We start from the raw sequence: 16,531 nt of genomic DNA on the forward strand, positions 1-16,531 counted from the left end.
CCGTGCCGGCCACCCAGGTCGATCGACTGGCGGCGTTCGAGGCCCGGCAGGGCCGGATCATCGCCGCGGTCACCGACTTCGGTGAGCGCCACCCCCTCACCGCGCGGGTGTGGGGGTGGCTCGGCCTGGACTTCACGGGCGTCGCCTTCGCCGCGCTGTTCTTCTGCTGGTCGCTGACGCCGTCGCTGCTTCCGCGCGACTGGCTCTTCCAGGGCCTGATCGGCGGCATCAACGCCACGATCGGGTACGGCGTCGGATGCGTCGTCGGCTGGCCCGTGGCCCGCTTCCTGCTCCCCGCGTGGCGATGGTGGCCGCCGCCGTTGCCTGTGCTGCGTGCCATCAAGGTCGCGGTTCCGGTCGCGGCCGTTCTCGCGTCGCTCGTCGCGCTCGTGCTCTCCGCCGGCGAGCAACGCCAGCTCGCCGCCCTGATGGGTGTCGAGGGCACCACGACCTCGGGATATCTGCGCACCATCGTGCTGAGCGTCGCGGTCGCTGCCGCCCTCATCGCTCTGTGGCGCGGCTTGCGCGACATCGTCCGCTGGGTGTCGATGCTGCTCATGCGCCGCACCCGGATGCCGCTCGGTCTCGCCCGCACGCTCGGCGTTCTCGTCGTCGTGCTGGCGACCTTCATGCTCATCGACGGCGTGCTCGTCCGAGGCTCCTACGCGATCGTCAATCAGGCGTTCGGCCTGGAGGACGACACCACTCGTCCCGGGGCGATCCAACCGGTCGACCCCGCAAAGTCCGGCAGTCCCGAGTCCCTCGCGGCCTGGGAGACGCTCGGATTCGAGGGTCGCAACTTCGTCTCGCGAGGACTCGACGCCGAGGAACTGACCGCCGTCAACGGCAGTCCCGCACCGGAACCGATCCGCGTGTACGTCGGTCTCGACACCGCACCCACCCCGGAAGAACGCATCGACCTCGTCCTCGCGGAACTCGAGCGGACCGGTGCCTTCGACCGCTCGACGCTCGTCCTGATCCCCACCACCGGCACCGGCTGGGTCAATCCCACCGCGGCCCGCGCGATGGAGCTCGTGCACAACGGCGACCTGGCGATGGTGGCCTGGCAGTACTCCTACCTCCCGAGCTGGATCTCCTTCCTCGCCGACCGTGAGAAGGCTGCGGCCGCAGGCAAGATGCTGATCGAGCGGGTACACGAACGCTGGTCGCAGCTGCCCGAGGACGACCGCCCCGATCTGTTCCTCTACGGCGAGAGCCTCGGCACGCAGTCGGGGGAGGGTGCCTTCGACAGCCTTGCCGAGATCCGCGCCCAGATGGACGGGGTGTTGTGGGTGGGCCCGCCCAACTCCAACCGTCTGTGGCGGCAGCTCGTCGAGCGCCGCGATCCCGGCACGACCGAGGTGCAACCGGTGTACGCGGACGGTCTCGTCGTGCGCTTCGCAGACAGCCGGGAGGCGATCCACGAGCCCGACACACCGTGGCTGTCGCCGCGCGTGCTCTACATCCAGCACGCCTCGGATCCCGTCGTCTGGTGGTCGCCGGACCTGTTGTTCTCCCGCCCCGACTGGCTGTCGGAGCCGCCCGGACGCGACCGGCTGCCGCAGATGCGGTGGTTCCCCTTCGTCACCTTCTGGCAGGTCTCCGCAGACCTCACCAACGCTGCCGGCGTCCCCGACGGACACGGCCACAACTACGGGTCGGCGGTGCTCGAGGGATGGATCGAGATCACCCAGCCCGAGGGCTGGACCGAGAACGACACCGAGCGGGTGCGCATCGCCCTCGAGGCGTTCGCGGAGGACGACGGGCCCGAGAAATGACATCGCGAGTCGCTGCAGTGACCGGCACCGCCGTGAGCTGCACCGCTGCGGGATGTGCCGCCGCGCTGGTCGCGTGGAACAACCTCGTCCTCCCGGCGATGGATCTCGGTCCGCGCGGCCGGGCCGCAGCGAACGCCGGATTCGGAGTCGCGCTCGCCGCGGCGACCCGCGCGGCCGGGGTCTCCGCAACCGAGCTCGGCTGGCGCGGGGCAGGGAAGGGCCTGCGGTGGGGGACCGCGTCGGTGGTCCTGCCCGTCGCGGCCTACACGGTGATGCTCGCCGTCCCACCCGTACGACGGCGGATGGCCGCCGGAGCGCGACGCGCCGACCACACCGAGTGGGTCTTCGTGCACATCCCCTTCGGGACGGTCCTGGCCGAGGAGCTGCTGTTCCGATCGGTTCTGTACGCACTGACCCGCCGCGAGTCACGGAGGTGGCACCGGGTGCTGACCTCGGTAGCCTTCGGGCTCTGGCACGTCGCCCCCGCCCGGCACGCCGGGGACTCGGTGCCCGGAACCGTCGCGCTCACCGCCCTGAGCGGGGTGGTGTTCGACGAACTGCGACGACGGACCGGCAGCGTCGTCGCGCCGATGCTCCTGCACCTGGCGATCAACGCCGGCGGGGCCGTCGCCGTGGGCATCGCGACGAGGCTGCGTACTTCCGAGCGCGACGCGCGTCGCTAGGGTGTGCTGCCATGGCACCCCGGAGACCCGTCGATCCCGCCGAACTGCGCGCAGCTCTCGAACGGGTGGGTCCGTGGATGAGGGGGGAGAGCGACGAGAAACCGCCGCGCTCCGATCTCGCCGCCGCTGTGCGGCTCAGTGCCCGCAGCCTCGAGCAGATAGCCCCTGGGTCGAGTGTGGAGGTTAGGGTGCCGCCTTTCGTGGCCGTCCAGTGCATCGAAGGCCCGCGTCACACGCGGGGGACACCACCGAACGTCGTCGAGACCGATCCGCGGACGTGGCTGCGTCTGGTGGTCGGCAGCATCGATTTCGCCGGGGCCGTGGACTCGGGTGCGGTGGAGGCGTCGGGTGGGCGCGCAGCGGAGATCGGACGGCTGCTCCCGATCGCCCGACTCTGACGTTTGCCGGGGTTCACGCCGGGCGTCCGGGAAGAAGCACCCCGCGCTGCCCGTAGAATGGGGGGAGCCCCGCTTGTCCAGCCTCAGGGAGCACGTCCGTGACCAGTGCCGATCTGTCGGTCCACACACGTAATCTTCTCGCCTCCACCGAACCCGAGAACGAACCCCGCGAAGAGTGCGGAGTGTTCGGAGTGTGGGCTCCCGGCGAGGACGTGTCGAAGCTCACTTACTACGGTCTTTATGCGCTGCAGCACCGAGGGCAGGAAGCTGCGGGCATCGCCGTGGCCGACGGTTCGCAGGTGCTCGTGTTCAAGGATCTCGGTCTCGTCAGCCAGGTCTTCGACGAGCAGACGCTCGCCGCGATGACCGGCCACATCGCCATCGGCCACTGCCGTTATTCCACAACCGGGTCGACGACCTGGGAGAACGCGCAGCCGATCTTCCGCACCACCGCCGCCGGCTCGGGCGTCGCGCTCGGCCACAACGGCAACCTCGTCAACACCGCCGAACTCGCCGAACGCGGACGTCGTCTCGGCGTGCTCGATCCCACACGGCCCGGTGCGGCGAACTCCGACTCCGACACCGTCGGTGCGTTGCTCGCTCACGGCGCGAAGGACAGCACGATCGAAGAGGCCGCGATGAAGCTGCTCCCGCAGCTGCGCGGCGCGTTCTGCCTGACCTTCATGGACGAGCACACCCTCTACGCGGCCCGCGACCCCTGGGGTATCCGCCCGCTGTGCCTCGGACGCCTCGACCGCGGCTGGGTCGTCGCCAGCGAGACCGCCGCCCTCGACATCGTCGGTGCCTCCTTCGTTCGCGACATCGAGCCCGGCGAACTGCTCGCGATCGACGCGGACGGTGTGCGCTCGTCGCGCTTCGCGAACCCCGAACCCAAGGGCTGCGTCTTCGAGTACGTCTACCTCGCGCGCCCCGACTCGACCATCGCCGGTCGCTCCGTCCACGCGACCCGCGTGGAGATCGGCCGCCGGCTCGCGAAGGAACACCCGATCGACGGCGATCTGGTCATCCCGGTACCCGAGTCGGGCACCCCGGCCGCCGTCGGTTACGCGCAGGGCTCGGGGATCCCGTACGGCCAGGGCCTGATGAAGAACGCCTACGTCGGCCGCACCTTCATCCAGCCCAGCCAGACCATCCGCCAGCTCGGTATCCGGCTCAAGCTCAACCCGTTGCGCGAGGTGATCCGCGGTAAGCGCCTCGTCGTCGTCGACGACTCGATCGTGCGTGGCAACACCCAGCGCGCCCTGATCCGCATGCTGCGCGAGGCCGGTGCTCTCGAGATCCACGTGCGCATCGCCTCGCCGCCGGTCAAGTGGCCCTGCTTCTACGGCATCGACTTCGCGTCGCCGGCCGAGCTGATCGCCAATGGTGCAGGTACCCGCGACACCGTCGAGGAGGGGCACGACTACGACGAGATGGTCGAGATGGTGCGCAGGTCGATCGGTGCCGACTCGCTCGGCTACATCTCGATCGACGGCATGATCGGCGCCACCGAGCAGCCCGCATCCCGTTTGTGCGCTGCATGTTTCGACGGCCACTACCCGATCGCCCTCCCCAGCGAACACCAGGCGGGCAAGGACGTCCTCGCCGGCGTCGTCGACACCGATTCGGCCACCCCGACCGTGTTGGACAACGACAACGCGGACGTTCTCAGTCGGCCGTAGAAGCTGGTCGGGTACCGTAAGTGCCGCGGTCGGCACGGTTCGGCGTGCGTTTCGCATGCCCGGACGCAGGTGTGCCTGCCCGCATGTAGCCAGATATTTCACGACAAGACACAACTCGAGGCTGGAGCCGACAACTCATGACCGAGGACGCAACCCCCGGAGCTTCCTACGCCGCGGCGGGCGTGGACATCGAGGCCGGTGACCGAGCCGTCGAACTGTTCGCCCCGCACGCGAAGAGGGCCACCCGCCCGGAGGTCATGGGCGGCCTGGGTGGGTTCGCCGGTCTGTTCGCGCTCAAGGACGGATACAAGGAGCCGCTGCTCGCGGCGTCCACCGACGGTGTCGGCACCAAGCTCGCGGTGGCGCAGGCACTCGACAAGCACGACACGGTCGGTCTCGACCTCGTCGCCATGGTCGTCGACGACCTTGTGGTCTGCGGCGCCGAGCCGCTCTTCCTGCAGGACTACATCGCCGTCGGCCGCGTGGTGCCCGAGCGGGTCGCGGAGATCGTCGCCGGCATCGCCGAGGGCTGCGTCCAGGCCGGCTGCGCGCTGCTCGGTGGCGAGACCGCCGAGCACCCGGGCGTCATGGCGGCCGACGACTACGACCTGTCCGCGACCGGCGTGGGTGTCGTCGAGGCCCAGAAGCTGCTCGGACCCGACCGCGTGCGCCCCGGCGACGTCGTCATCGCGATGGGCGCCTCGGGTCTGCACTCGAACGGCTACTCGCTCGCCCGCAAGGTGCTGCTCGACATCGGCAAGATGAGCCTGACGGCGCACGTCGACGAGTTCGGTCGCACCCTCGGCGAGGAGCTGCTCGAGCCCACCCGTATCTACGCCAAGGACTGCCTCGCGCTCGCCGCCGAGACCGAGGTGCGTACCTTCTGCCACGTCACCGGTGGTGGTCTCGCCGCGAACCTCGCGCGCGTGATGCCCAAGGGGCTCGTCGCAGAGCTCGACCGCACCACCTGGAGCCCGGCTCCGGTCTTCGGCCTCATCGCGCAGCGCGGACGGGTCGAGCGGGTCGAGATGGAGAAGACCTTCAACATGGGCGTCGGCATGGTGGCCATCGTGGCCCCCGAGGACGTCGACCGGGCTCTGGCGGTGCTCACCGCCCGGCACATCGACTGCTGGACGCTCGGCACGGTCCGCAAGGCGCAGGACGGCGCCGACGAGCGCGCGGTGCTGCTCGGAGACCACCCGCGCTTCTGACGGGCGCGCGTCGCCCGACGCGAACACGACGAAAGGCCGGTTCCCCCAGGATGAATGGGGGAACCGGCCTTTCGGCTACTGCCGTGTTGTGAACTCGGAAGTCACAGGCTCGAAGGCTGCGGACGGTGACGAGCGCCGTCCGGCCTCGCGTCGAACGCCGACCACACCACCGACGGAGGGGGAGCCGAAAGTCGGCCTCCCCCTCCGTCGGAGAGTGATATCAGGTCAGCGACGCCAGTCGTCGTCGTAGTCGTCGTCCCAACCGGAACGTTGCTCGGCGAAGACTTCGTCCCGCTGCGAGTTGGTTGCTCCGCCAGACAGCTCTCGCTGGAGGCTCTCGAAGTCGGTGGACGGCGAGCTGTACTTGAGTTGCCGTGCAACCTTGGTCTGCTTTGCCTTAGCCCGGCCGCGGCCCATGGCCAACCCCCTCGCGCTTTGACGGGGCGGCCTGGGGAAAAGTGGCGGCCCCGGTGTGTTGAGTATTTTCCTGACGCCCACTTTAGCGTGGAAACTTCGGTTGCGCCTCCACACACCCGGCTGGGCCGGTGTCCGTTACGCCTCATAACGACCCGACCTGCATGAATGCTGTTGAAATGTGATAGAGATGCCCTTCAGAACACCCCCGGGACGGCCCGGACGGTGCCGACTCGCACGCCACCACCGAAGACCGGTGCCGACGAGAGCACCGCCAGCCGTTCGGAATCGAAGGTCGCGGCGTTCGCGGCGGCACCCGCTCCGAGGCGGTGGAGCAGGGCCGCGGTGAGCGGGAGGCGTGCCCGCTCGTGCCCGTCGTCGATCTTGAAGGCGAAGGATGTGCCGTCCGGCAGCGCGCCGGCGTGGATCCCGTCGGCGCCCGCCTTGCACAGCAGACCGCCCACCGCGCGCATGAGCTTCAGATCGTCCTTGCCGGTGCCGGAGATCAGGAACGGATGCTCGCGCACCGCGTCGGCGACGGCGCGCTCGGGCGTGCCGACCTCCGCCGTCGCGAGCCGCGAGTAGGCGCGGGCGAGATTGAACAGGGGGACGGGCACGATCGGCAGACCACAGCCGTCGATTCCGAGATCGGTGTCCTCGATGTCGCCGGTCAGTTCGAGGATCGTCTCGGTCACCAGCTGCTGCAGCGGGTGGCCGGCGTCGGTGTAGCCGTCGGTGTCCCAGCCGTTCGCCGCGCACGCCGCGAGCATCGCCGCGTGCTTGCCCGAGCAGTTCATGTAGATCGACCGCGGCGTGCGTCCGGCGGCGAGCACCTCGGCGCGGGTGAGTTCGTTGCCGGGCAGATCCGTCGGGCAGCGCAGGTCCTTCTCGGTGAAACCGGCACCGGACAGGATCCGCTCGACGGCCTCCACGTGGTCGGCCTCACCTTCGTGCGACGCCGTGGCGATCGCGAGTTCGGCGGAGTCGCGGGGGACGAAGCCGGCGCGCAGCAGCGCGACCGCCTGCATCGGCTTGTTCGACGACCGCGGATAGATCGGCGTGTGCACCTCGCCCAGCGAGACGAGGACCTCGCCGTCCGGGTCCAGAACGATCAGCGAGCCGCGGTGGATGCACTCCCGGAAGCCCGAGCGCACCACCTCGACCAGTTCGACGCTCAACGACTCTCTCCCTTCCGTGCCCGCCCCTCCTGTGGTCGTCCGGCGAGGCGGCGGGCCTTGTCGGCGACGCTGGGAGCGATGTCGGCCTGCTGCTCGAGCATCGCGGCGACCCGCTCGTGGCCCTGCCCGGTGAACAGATCGCGCACCGTGGCCGCGTGGGAGGGGATGTGCTCGACGACGATGCGGTCGCCCGCGGCCACCGGTCCCTCGGAGATCACCTTCAGGTACGCGCCGCAATCGCCGCGAGCGACGAACCGGGTGGCCCAGTCGCCTTCCTCCGAACGGATCGCGAAGGTGCGGCAAGGGGTACGGGGGCCGGTCACCTCGAGGAGCAGACCGCCGTCGCCGACGCGCCACCGCTCGCCGATGACGGCGTCGGTGGGGGAGAACCCGGCGACGTGCAGATTCTCGCCGAACCAGCCGATGGGCAGTTCCCGGTCGAGTTCGGTGCCCCAGCGGCGCGACTCGTCCTGCGAGAAGGCGTAGACGGCCTTGTGAACGCCGCCGTGGTTGGCGGTGTCGCACTGGCGGTCGCCGGTCAAGCCGAGCTCGCCGACGTGCACCGGCCCGTCGACGGGACGCTTGTCGATCGCGGTGACGGGATTACGCCGCAGTCCGGTCTCGTGCAGCGTGTGCACGACGCAGACCGCTGCGACGGTCCCCGAGGTCGCCGGCCGCGTGCCGGCCGTCTCGGCGGTCACCGGCCGCGCAATCGGTCGACCGCCGCCCTTCCTGCCTGGATGCCGTCGTCGGGAGGGATGGAGTCGGGGTCGATGGACGCCGCGCACGGTCCTGCGACGAGGGCCGTGTCGGGCGTGATGGTGCGCTTGACGAGCGCGAGCGCGATCGGCCCGAGTTCGTGATGGTCGACGATCGTGCCGATGCGTCCGACCGCGCGACCTCCGGCGGTGATGTCGTCGCCCGTCTCGGGTCGTCCGTCGGCCGAGCCGTCGAGATGGAGAAGGACGAGATGTCGCGGGGGCTTGCCGAGGTTGTGGACCCGCGCGACGGTCTCCTGACCGCGGTAGCAGCCCTTGTCGAGGTGGACGGCGCCGTACTGCTCGGGTCCGCCGATCCAGCGGGCCTCGTGGGGGATGGTGCGCTCGTCGGTGTCGACACCGATCCGGGGACGGACCGCTTCGACGCGCAGGGCCTCGAACGCCCAGCTGCCGGCCGGACGCGCGCCGGCGTCCCGCAGGGCGGTGAAGATCGCGGTGAGCGACTCGCGTGGCACCAGGAGGTCGAAGGAGTGCTCGGTGGGCCACGGCATGCGGCGGACGAAGCCACCGGCGGGCAGGGCGACGGCGGCATAGGGTTCGGCCGGCAGCGCGTCGATCCCGAGCACGGCGAGCACGGCGGGGCTGCCGGCGTCCGGCCCGAGGAGGCTCAGGACCGCGAGTTCGTTGCCGTCGCGGGGTTCTGCCTTCGCCCAGAACACCATCTTCTTCAGGAAGGCCAGCAGGTCGGGTCCGCGGTCGGCTTCGGTGTCGATCCACGTCACGCCGTCGAGGTCGGTCTGCACGAAGTGGTGTTCGACGCGGCCGTTCGCGTCGAGGCTCAGGTTCTCGGCGGAGGTGCCGTTCGGGAGCGACGCGATGTGCTGGCTGGAAATGGTGTGCAGCCAGCTCAGGCGTTCGTCGCCCGGAACAGCGAGGACGAAGCGGGTGGAACGGTCGACCACGGCGGCGGACGTGGCGGCGGCACGTTGCTCGCCGAGCGGGTCGCCGTAATGCCAGGGAAGTCCGGCATCGGGCCCGCCGGAAGGCGAGGCGACTGCGCCGGGAAGTGCGAGAAGGGCGCTTTCGGACACGATCGGAGACTCGGTCACGACACCAGTCTATGGGGAACCGGCCGACAGGTCTGCCAGTGGCTAGGCTGAGCGCCATGGCTGAGCGGGTGCTGGTGACGCTGGACGGCGAGGTGAGGGATGCGGACGCACCCCTTCTGCACGCCGACGATTTCGGTGTTCTTCGTGGCGACGGGGTGTTCGAGACGTTGCTCGTGCGAGGCGGCCGGGCGCGTGCGCTCGAACTGCATCTCGCCCGGCTCGCGGCGTCCGCGGCCGCCGCACAGTTGCCCGAACCCGATCGCGACGACTGGCGGCTCGCCGTCGACGTGGCACTCGAACAGTGGGGCGCCGAGCAGGAGGGCGTGCTGCGCCTGGTCTACACGCGTGGTCGTGAGGGCGCCGACACGCCGACGGCCTTCCTGCTCGTGACGCCGGTGGCCGAGCGTGTCGGCATCGCACGGCGCGACGGCGTGTCCGTGGTGACCCTCGAACGGGGTTTTTCGACCGATCTGGCGCAGAAGGCGCCGTGGCAGCTCCTCGGTGCCAAGACGCTGTCGTACGCGACGAACATGGCGGCACTGCGTCACGCCGAGTCGGTCGGCGCCGACGACGTGATCTTCGTCAGTGCCGAGGGCTACGTGCTCGAGGGTCCGCGGTCGACGGTGCTCGTCGCGCGTGGCCGGACATTGCTCACTCCGCCGCCGGAGCAGGGGATCCTCCCCGGCACCACGCAGCAGGCACTGTTCGACCTGGCGGGGGAGCGGGACTTCACGGTCCGGTACGAGCCGCTGCGCCCGGCGGATCTCGTCGTCGCCGACGGTCTCTGGCTGATCTCCAGCGTGGCGCTCGCGGTGCGGGTGCACACCCTCAACGGGCACGCGCTGGTCTCGCGGGTCCAGGAGGGCGAGATCGAAGGCCTCGTCGACGAGGCGGTCGACGCCGCTTCGTGAGCGAATCGGTCGATGCAGCTTCCTGAGTGGCGGCGGGTGTGCCCCCGCGGGTGATCCGTATCCGATGTGACGTGAGTCCGATGTGTCGGGCGACACGAACCTGTCCCACTTCGCGCAATCGCTACTACATTCGGTAGTAGCAAGGCCGGAGCAGTACTACCGGCGTGTCTTCGCGAACGAGAACCGCAGCGTCGGCCCCGCTCTGGATCTCCGTATCGACCGGGCCTCACTCGGAGTGGCAATGGACGTCTTGGATCTGTCCCGGTGGCAGTTCGGGATCACGACGGTGTATCACTTCATCCTCGTGCCGTTGACGATCGGCCTCGCGCCGCTCGTCGCGATCATGCAGACGATGTGGGTGGTCACCGGCAAGGATCACTGGTACCGCCTCACAAAGTTCTTCGGGAAGATGTTCCTGATCAACTTCGCGCTCGGTGTCGCGACCGGCATCGTGCAGGAATTCCAATTCGGCATGAACTGGAGCGAGTACTCCCGCTTCGTCGGCGACGTCTTCGGCGCACCCCTCGCCCTCGAAGGTCTCGTCGCCTTCTTCATGGAGTCGACCTTCCTCGGCCTGTGGATCTTCGGCTGGACGCGCCTGCCGAAACTCGTGCACCTCGCGACCATCTGGCTCGTCGCGATCGGCGTGAACGCCTCCGCCTTCTTCATCATCGCGGCGAACTCGTTCATGCAGCATCCCGTCGGGGCCACCTACAACCCCGAGACCGGCCGCGCCGAGCTGACGAGCATCTGGGAACTGCTCACCAACAACACCGCGCTCGCAGCCTTCCCCCACGCGGTCGCCGGCGGATTCCTCACCGCCGCAACCTTCGTCGCCGGCATCGGTGGCTGGTGGATGGTCCGCAACATGCGACGCGCCGCCGAGATCCGCACCTCGGAACCCGAGGAGGCCCAGCGCCTCGAGAACGACGCCCGCGGACTGTTCCGCCCCGCGACCCGCCTCGGCCTGATGGTCATGATCATCTCGGGCATCGGGTTGTTCGTCACCGGTGACGTCCAGGCCAAGCTCATGTTCGAGCAGCAACCGATGAAGATGGCCTCGGCCGAGTCGCTGTGCCACACCGAGACCGACCCCAACTTCTCGATCCTCACGATCGGCACGCACAACGACTGCGACGGCGTGATCCACGTCCTCGACGTGCCCTACGTGCTGTCCTTCCTCGCGCAGGGCGAGTTCAGCGGCGTGACCCTCCAGGGCGTCGAGGACCTGCAGGCGCAGTACGAACAGCAATTCGGCCCCGGCAACTACAAGCCCAACCTGTTCGTCACCTACTGGTCGTTCCGCGCGATGATCGGCCTCGCCGCCGGTTCCGCGGCCCTGGCCCTGGCCGGGCTGTGGGTCACCCGCGGCGGCCGGGTGCCCGACCAGAGGTGGTTCTCGACGCTGTCGCTCGTCGCGATCCCCACGCCCTTCCTCGCCAACAGTGCGGGCTGGATCTTCACCGAGATGGGCCGGCAGCCCTGGGTGGTGCATCCGAATCCCACGGGCGTGGACATGATCCGGCTCACCGTCGACCAGGGTGTCTCCGATCATGCGGCAGGAACGGTGCTCACCTCGCTGATCGCCTTCACCCTCGTCTACGCAGCGCTCGGCGTGGTGTGGTTCTGGCTCATCCGCAAGTACGCGATGGAAGGCCCGCAGGAGCACGACGCGCAACCGCCGGGCTCCGACGACGACACCGACGACACGCAGCCGAAACAGCTGTCCTTCGCGTACTAGGAGTGGGCGGACATGGGACTTCAGGAAATCTGGTTCATTCTCATCGCAGTATTGTTCACCGGCTACTTCGTCCTCGAGGGGTTCGACTTCGGTGTGGGCATGCACTTCCCGGTGCTCGGCCGCGGTAGGACCGTCGAGGCGGACACCCGGCGCCGGGTGCTGCTCAACACGATCGGTCCGGTCTGGGACGGCAACGAGGTCTGGCTCATCACCGCGGGTGGTGCGCTGTTCGCGGCGTTCCCCGAGTGGTACGCGACCCTCTTCTCCGGCTTCTATCTCCCGCTGCTGCTGATCCTGCTCGCCCTGATCGTGCGGGTGTGCGCCATCGAGTGGCGCGGCAAGGTCGACGATCCGACCTGGCGTCGCCGCTGCGACTGGGGGATCATCTTCGGCTCGTGGGTGCCCGCCGTGCTGTGGGGTGTGGCGTTCGCGAACATCGTGCGCGGCGTGGCGATCGACGCCGACAAGCAGTACGTCGGCGGATTCTTCGACCTGCTGAACCCGTACGCCCTGCTCGGCGGTGCGACGACGGCGCTGGTCTTCGCGCTGCACGGCGCGGTGTTCATCGCGCTCAAGACCGAGGGACAGGTCCGGACGGATGCCGTGGCGATGTCGCGGAAGCTGGCCGTGCCCGCCGTCCTCGTGGCCGGTGCGTTCGTGGTGTGGACCCAACTCGCCTACGGCAAGGGCTGGACGATCGCGCTCGTCGCCGTGGCGGCGATCTCCCTGCTCGCGGTGGTCGCGCTGACCATCGTCGCGCGTGAGGGCTGGGCGTTCGTGTTCACCACCGTCGCGATCGCCGCGACCTCGGTGTTGCTGTTCGCGTCGCTGTTCCCGAACGTCATGCCGTCGACCCTCGACCCGTCCTGGTCGCTGACGATCGAGAACGCGTCGTCGAGCCCGTACACACTGAAGGTCATGACGTGGGCCGCAGCGTTCATGACCCCGGTCGTCCTCGCCTACCAGGGCTGGACGTACTGGGTGTTCCGTCAGCGTCTGTCGACCGACCACATCCCGCACTCGATCGGTCTGAAGATCGGCTCGAAGTGAGCATGACGCAGTCCGCAGCCCCCGCCGACGCGCCCGCGCGTCGGCGGGGGCCGGTGGACCCGCGGTTGTGGCGCTACTCGGCCGCAGCCCGCGGATATCTCGTCCTGACCGTGGTCACCTCGGTGGTCGATGTCGTGATGGTCGTCGTCACCGCACTCATGATCGGACGGGTCCTCGCGGGCGTCATCACCACCGACGCCCGGTCCGTCGGCGACTGGACGACCGAACTGGCGATCCTCGCCGTGGCGATCGTCGTGCGGGTCGCGGTGACGTGGCTGCAGTCGCGGTACGCGCACCGGTCCGCGACCCGCGTGGTCGCCGAACTCGAACACGAGGTCCTCGATTCCGCGGCGAATCTGCCCCCGCGCGAACTCGACCCGCGACGCGACGAGATCGCGGTGGTTCTCACCCGCGGACTCGACGGGCTGAAGGAATATCTCACCGGCTATCTGCCGGCGCTGCTGCTGGCCGTGATCCTCACCCCGGTGACGATCGTCGTGATCGCCCTGCACGACCTCACCTCGGCGGTCATCGTCGTGATCACGCTGCCGCTCATCCCGATCTTCATGATCCTCATCGGCCTGCTCACCAAAGGCAAGGCCGACCGCACCCTGCGCGCGATGACGACACTGTCGTCACAACTGCTCGACCTCCTCGCGGGTCTTCCCACACTGCGCGCCCTCGGTCGTGAGAAGGGGCCCGCCGATCGCGTGCGCGAACTCGGCGACGAGCATCGCGCGACTACGATGTCGGCCCTGCGCGTGGCCTTCCTGTCCGGCACGGTCCTCGAATTCCTCGCGACGCTGTCCGTCGCCCTCGTCGCCGTGAGCATCGGTATGCGCCTCGTCTACGGATCCATGCCCCTCGAAGCCGGCATCATCGCGTTGATCCTCGCGCCGGAGGCCTACCTCCCGCTGCGCACCGTCGGCAGCAAGTTCCACGCCGCCGAGGACGGGATGGCGGCGGCCGACAAGGCATTCGCCGTGCTCGACTCGGTGCCGGACGCCGCCTCCTCTCGCCGCGCCTCCTCGCGTCGCACCTCCACGGACACGATCGGCACCGACCGGGTCGCGAACTGCGAGATCGTCTTCGACGGCGTCTCCGTGCCCGGCCGCGACGGTTGCGCCCCGCACCGGCTCGACGCGATCTGCCGTCCCGGCCGGATCACCGCGTTCACCGGCGCCAACGGGGCCGGCAAGTCCACCGCCCTGCTGGCGCTGCTCGGGCTCGCCGAGCCGAGCGAGGGGACCGTCACCGTCGACGGACGTCCCGTCGCGGGCGACGAGAACTGGTGGTCGCAGATGGCGTGGCTTCCGCAGCGGCCGGTGCTGCTGCCCGGCACGCTCGCCGACAATCTGCGACTCACCGGTGTCGACCCGGAGGCCACCGAACTCGACGACGTCTGCGCCGCCACCGGCTTCGACAGCGTGCTCGCCGAACTCCCGGACGGCTGGCGGACCGTCGTGGGGGCCGGCGGCACGGGCCTGTCGCTCGGCCAACGTCAGCGACTGGCGCTCACCCGCACCCTCGCCTCCCCGCGCCCGGTCCTGCTGCTCGACGAACCCACGGCCCACCTCGACGAGGACACCGAGGCCACCGTCCTGTCCACGCTGCGCGGGCTCGCCGCGGCCGGCCGCACCGTGGTGGTCGTGGCGCATCGCCCCACCCTGCTCGCCATCGCGGACGAGGTCGTCACCGTCCACGCAGCACCGACGGAGGTGTCCCGGTGAAGGATCTGCGCCGGGCGATGGCCCTGCTCGAGCTCGAGCCGCGCCGAGTGCTGCTCGCCGTCCTCGCCGGTGTCGCGACCCTCGGCAGTGCCCTGCTGCTCGCCGGTCTCTCGGCGTGGCTGATCGTGCGGGCATGGGAGATGCCGCCCGTCCTGGACCTGACCGTCGCGGTCGTCGCGGTGCGGGCGCTGGGAATCTCCCGCGGGTTGTTCCGCTACTTCGAACGACTCGCAACGCACGAGACCGCGCTGCGCGGCACCACCTCGGCCCGCGCGAATCTCTACCGGCGACTCGCGGACGGCGACCCGGCCGCCGCCCTGGGCGTGGGACGCGGCGACCTGCTCGCGCGCACCGGTGCCGACGTCGACGCTCTCGGCGACGTCGTGGTGCGCGCACTCGTGCCCATCGCCGTCGCGGCCGTGCTCTCCCTCGCGGCGGTCGTGACCCTCACCGTCATCGCTCCCGCTGCCGGCGTGGTCCTCGCCGCGGCGCTGCTCGTTGCCGGACTGTTCGCACCGTGGCTGTCCGCCCGCGCCGCGGCCCGTGCGGACGCCGATGCGAACGCCGCACGGACCCGGTTCACCGAGGACGCGGTCACGGTGCTGGACCACGCGGCGGAACTGCGGGTCGCGGGACGGCTCGACACGCTCACGCGGCGGGCCCGCGCCGCGAACGTCGCCTCCATCCGTGCCACCGACCGTTCCGCGGTCCCCGCGGCGTTCGCCGACGCGGCCGCACCCCTCGCGGTCGGCGCGAGTGTGCTCGGTGCGCTCCTCGTCGGTATCGCCGTCTTCGGCTCCGGTCCGGCGGCCATGAGCCCGACGACACTCGGCATCCTCGTCCTGCTGCCGCTGTCGGCGTTCGAGGCCACCGCCGTCCTCCCGGCAGCCGCGCAGACCCTCAACCGCGCACGCCTGGCGGCCGGTCGCGTCACGGAGATGCTCGACCGCGCCGACAGGACGGTGCCGCACGGCACCGAACCGGCCGACGGACCCGGCCGGCTACGTGCGGTGGGTCTGCGAGGCGGATGGCCCGGCGGACCGTCCACGGAACCGGTCGACCTCGACCTGAGGCCGGGCTGTCGCGTCGCGATCGTGGGCGGCAGCGGCAGCGGCAAGACCACCGTGCTCATGACGCTCGCGGGTCTGCTCGCCCCACGCGGAGGCGCAGTGACGCTCGACGGTGTCGACCTCGCGGACATCGATCCCGCAGCCCTGCGCCGCAAGATCGGCTTCTTCGCGGAGGACGCCCACCTGTTCGACACGTCGATCCTCGAGAACCTGCGTGTCGCGCGGGGCGACGTGGACGAGGACGAGGCACTGGCCGCCCTCGGCGCCGTGGGGCTGGGGGAGTGGGTGGACGGACTCCCGCAGGGAGTCCACACCGTCCTGGGGGCCGGAGCCCGCACGGTCTCCGGTGGGCAGCGCCGTCGCCTCCTGCTGGCCCGGGCCCTGCTGTCGCCCGCACGGATCCTGCTGCTCGACGAACCCACGGAACATCTCGACGACGAGAGCGCCGACCTGATGCAGCGACTCCTCCTGGACCGCGACGCACGCTTGGTCGGCCCCGAGCGCACCGTCGTGGTGGTCACCCACCGCCTGCCCGCGGATACCGCCGCCGACCTGGTCGTTCGCGTCGAGAAAAATGCGTTGCCCGCCTCGTGAACGAAGCGTAGTTTCGCTGGTACACGAGGAAGGAGGTGGTCTGGAAGTGATTGATATTCGGACGCGTGAGGTGGCTACCCGCTAGCTGCTCGAGACGACGGAATTCACCGACCGCGCGCGGCTGGCGAATCCCAGGTAGTCACCCGGCCCCCGAGCTCCCGGTCCGTCCGATCGGGACCGCCGGTCCACGGAGCGATCCGTGCGGCGGTGCGGCTCGGGGGCTGTTCGCATTCGTGCAAAATCGGCGTTTCGGGTGTACAAGT

General features: G+C 69.8%; 14 protein-coding genes. 10 read left to right on the forward strand and 4 right to left on the reverse strand.

The annotated features are described in order from the left end of the window. Positions 1-2 precede the first annotated feature (2 nt). The 5 genes from RBB84_RS24560 to purM all read left to right on the forward strand — a co-directional run bounded on the left by RBB84_RS24560 (position 3) and on the right by purM (position 5,752). Positions 3-1,778 carry an alpha/beta-hydrolase family protein gene (locus tag RBB84_RS24560; RefSeq protein WP_006551818.1) on the forward strand — a complete coding sequence of 592 codons (1,776 nt, stop codon included), beginning with the start codon at positions 3-5 and terminating at the stop codon, positions 1,776-1,778. Further along, positions 1,775-2,461 carry a CPBP family intramembrane glutamic endopeptidase gene (locus RBB84_RS24565; protein ID WP_064255954.1) on the forward strand — a complete coding sequence of 229 codons (687 nt, stop codon included), beginning with the start codon at positions 1,775-1,777 and terminating at the stop codon, positions 2,459-2,461. The genes RBB84_RS24560 and RBB84_RS24565 overlap by 4 nt, the downstream gene beginning before the upstream one ends. An 11-nt stretch (positions 2,462-2,472) precedes the next feature. Next, positions 2,473-2,859: a sterol carrier family protein gene (locus tag RBB84_RS24570; RefSeq protein WP_024103011.1), complete on the forward strand. Its 387-nt coding sequence runs from the start codon at positions 2,473-2,475 to the stop codon at positions 2,857-2,859. A 98-nt stretch (positions 2,860-2,957) separates the two neighbouring features. Further along, on the forward strand, positions 2,958-4,541 hold the full coding sequence (purF, locus tag RBB84_RS24575; RefSeq protein ID WP_006551815.1) for an amidophosphoribosyltransferase: 1,584 nt from the start codon (positions 2,958-2,960) through the stop codon (positions 4,539-4,541). 137 nt (positions 4,542-4,678) lie between these two features. Next, positions 4,679-5,752, forward strand: coding sequence for a phosphoribosylformylglycinamidine cyclo-ligase (gene purM / locus RBB84_RS24580; protein ID WP_006551814.1), 1,074 nt, complete (start codon positions 4,679-4,681; stop codon positions 5,750-5,752). Between the two features lie 225 nt (positions 5,753-5,977). On the opposite strand, the gene RBB84_RS24585 is transcribed toward purM, so the two are convergent. The 4 genes from RBB84_RS24585 to RBB84_RS24600 form a co-directional block, all read right to left on the reverse strand. Beyond that, positions 5,978-6,169 carry a DUF3073 domain-containing protein gene (locus RBB84_RS24585; protein ID WP_006551813.1) on the reverse strand — a complete coding sequence of 64 codons (192 nt, stop codon included), beginning with the start codon at positions 6,167-6,169 and terminating at the stop codon, positions 5,978-5,980. A gap of 194 nt (positions 6,170-6,363) precedes the next feature. Continuing rightward, entirely contained in the window at positions 6,364-7,344 is a 981-nt protein-coding gene (locus RBB84_RS24590; RefSeq protein ID WP_006551812.1) for an asparaginase, read from the reverse strand. Next, positions 7,341-8,045 carry an MOSC domain-containing protein gene (locus RBB84_RS24595; protein WP_064255953.1) on the reverse strand — a complete coding sequence of 235 codons (705 nt, stop codon included), beginning with the start codon at positions 8,043-8,045 and terminating at the stop codon, positions 7,341-7,343. Before RBB84_RS24595 ends, RBB84_RS24590 begins: the two co-directional genes overlap by 4 nt. Further along, positions 8,042-9,172: a folate-binding protein YgfZ gene (locus tag RBB84_RS24600; protein ID WP_064255952.1), complete on the reverse strand. Its 1,131-nt coding sequence runs from the start codon at positions 9,170-9,172 to the stop codon at positions 8,042-8,044. The genes RBB84_RS24595 and RBB84_RS24600 overlap by 4 nt, the downstream gene beginning before the upstream one ends. A gap of 56 nt (positions 9,173-9,228) precedes the next feature. Here RBB84_RS24600 and RBB84_RS24605 point away from each other — a divergent pair, with 56 nt between their 5' ends. The 5 genes from RBB84_RS24605 (at position 9,229) to cydC (ending at position 16,268) form a co-directional block, all read left to right on the forward strand. Further along, positions 9,229-10,083, forward strand: a complete 855-nt coding sequence (locus RBB84_RS24605; protein ID WP_024103013.1) for an aminodeoxychorismate lyase — start codon at positions 9,229-9,231, stop codon at positions 10,081-10,083. Positions 10,084-10,324: 241 nt separating this feature from the next. After that, positions 10,325-11,824 (forward strand): cytochrome ubiquinol oxidase subunit I, encoded by a 1,500-nt coding sequence (locus RBB84_RS24610; RefSeq protein ID WP_006551808.1) that lies wholly within the window; start codon positions 10,325-10,327, stop codon positions 11,822-11,824. Positions 11,825-11,836: 12 nt separating this feature from the next. Further along, positions 11,837-12,874 carry a cytochrome d ubiquinol oxidase subunit II gene (gene cydB / locus RBB84_RS24615; protein WP_006551807.1) on the forward strand — a complete coding sequence of 346 codons (1,038 nt, stop codon included), beginning with the start codon at positions 11,837-11,839 and terminating at the stop codon, positions 12,872-12,874. A gap of 2 nt (positions 12,875-12,876) precedes the next feature. Continuing rightward, the gene (cydD, locus tag RBB84_RS24620) at positions 12,877-14,604 is read left to right on the forward strand and encodes a thiol reductant ABC exporter subunit CydD (RefSeq protein WP_019290026.1); all 1,728 of its coding nucleotides are present in this window, start codon (positions 12,877-12,879) and stop codon (positions 14,602-14,604) included. Positions 14,605-14,621: 17 nt separating this feature from the next. Beyond that, complete coding sequence (gene cydC, locus RBB84_RS24625; protein WP_197481818.1) at positions 14,622-16,268, forward strand: thiol reductant ABC exporter subunit CydC; 1,647 nt, start codon at positions 14,622-14,624, stop codon at positions 16,266-16,268. Positions 16,269-16,531: the final 263 nt, after the last annotated feature.

This window comes from Rhodococcus sp. D-6, from assembly GCF_040256695.1.
GTDB lineage: Bacteria > Actinomycetota > Actinomycetes > Mycobacteriales > Mycobacteriaceae > Rhodococcus > Rhodococcus pyridinivorans.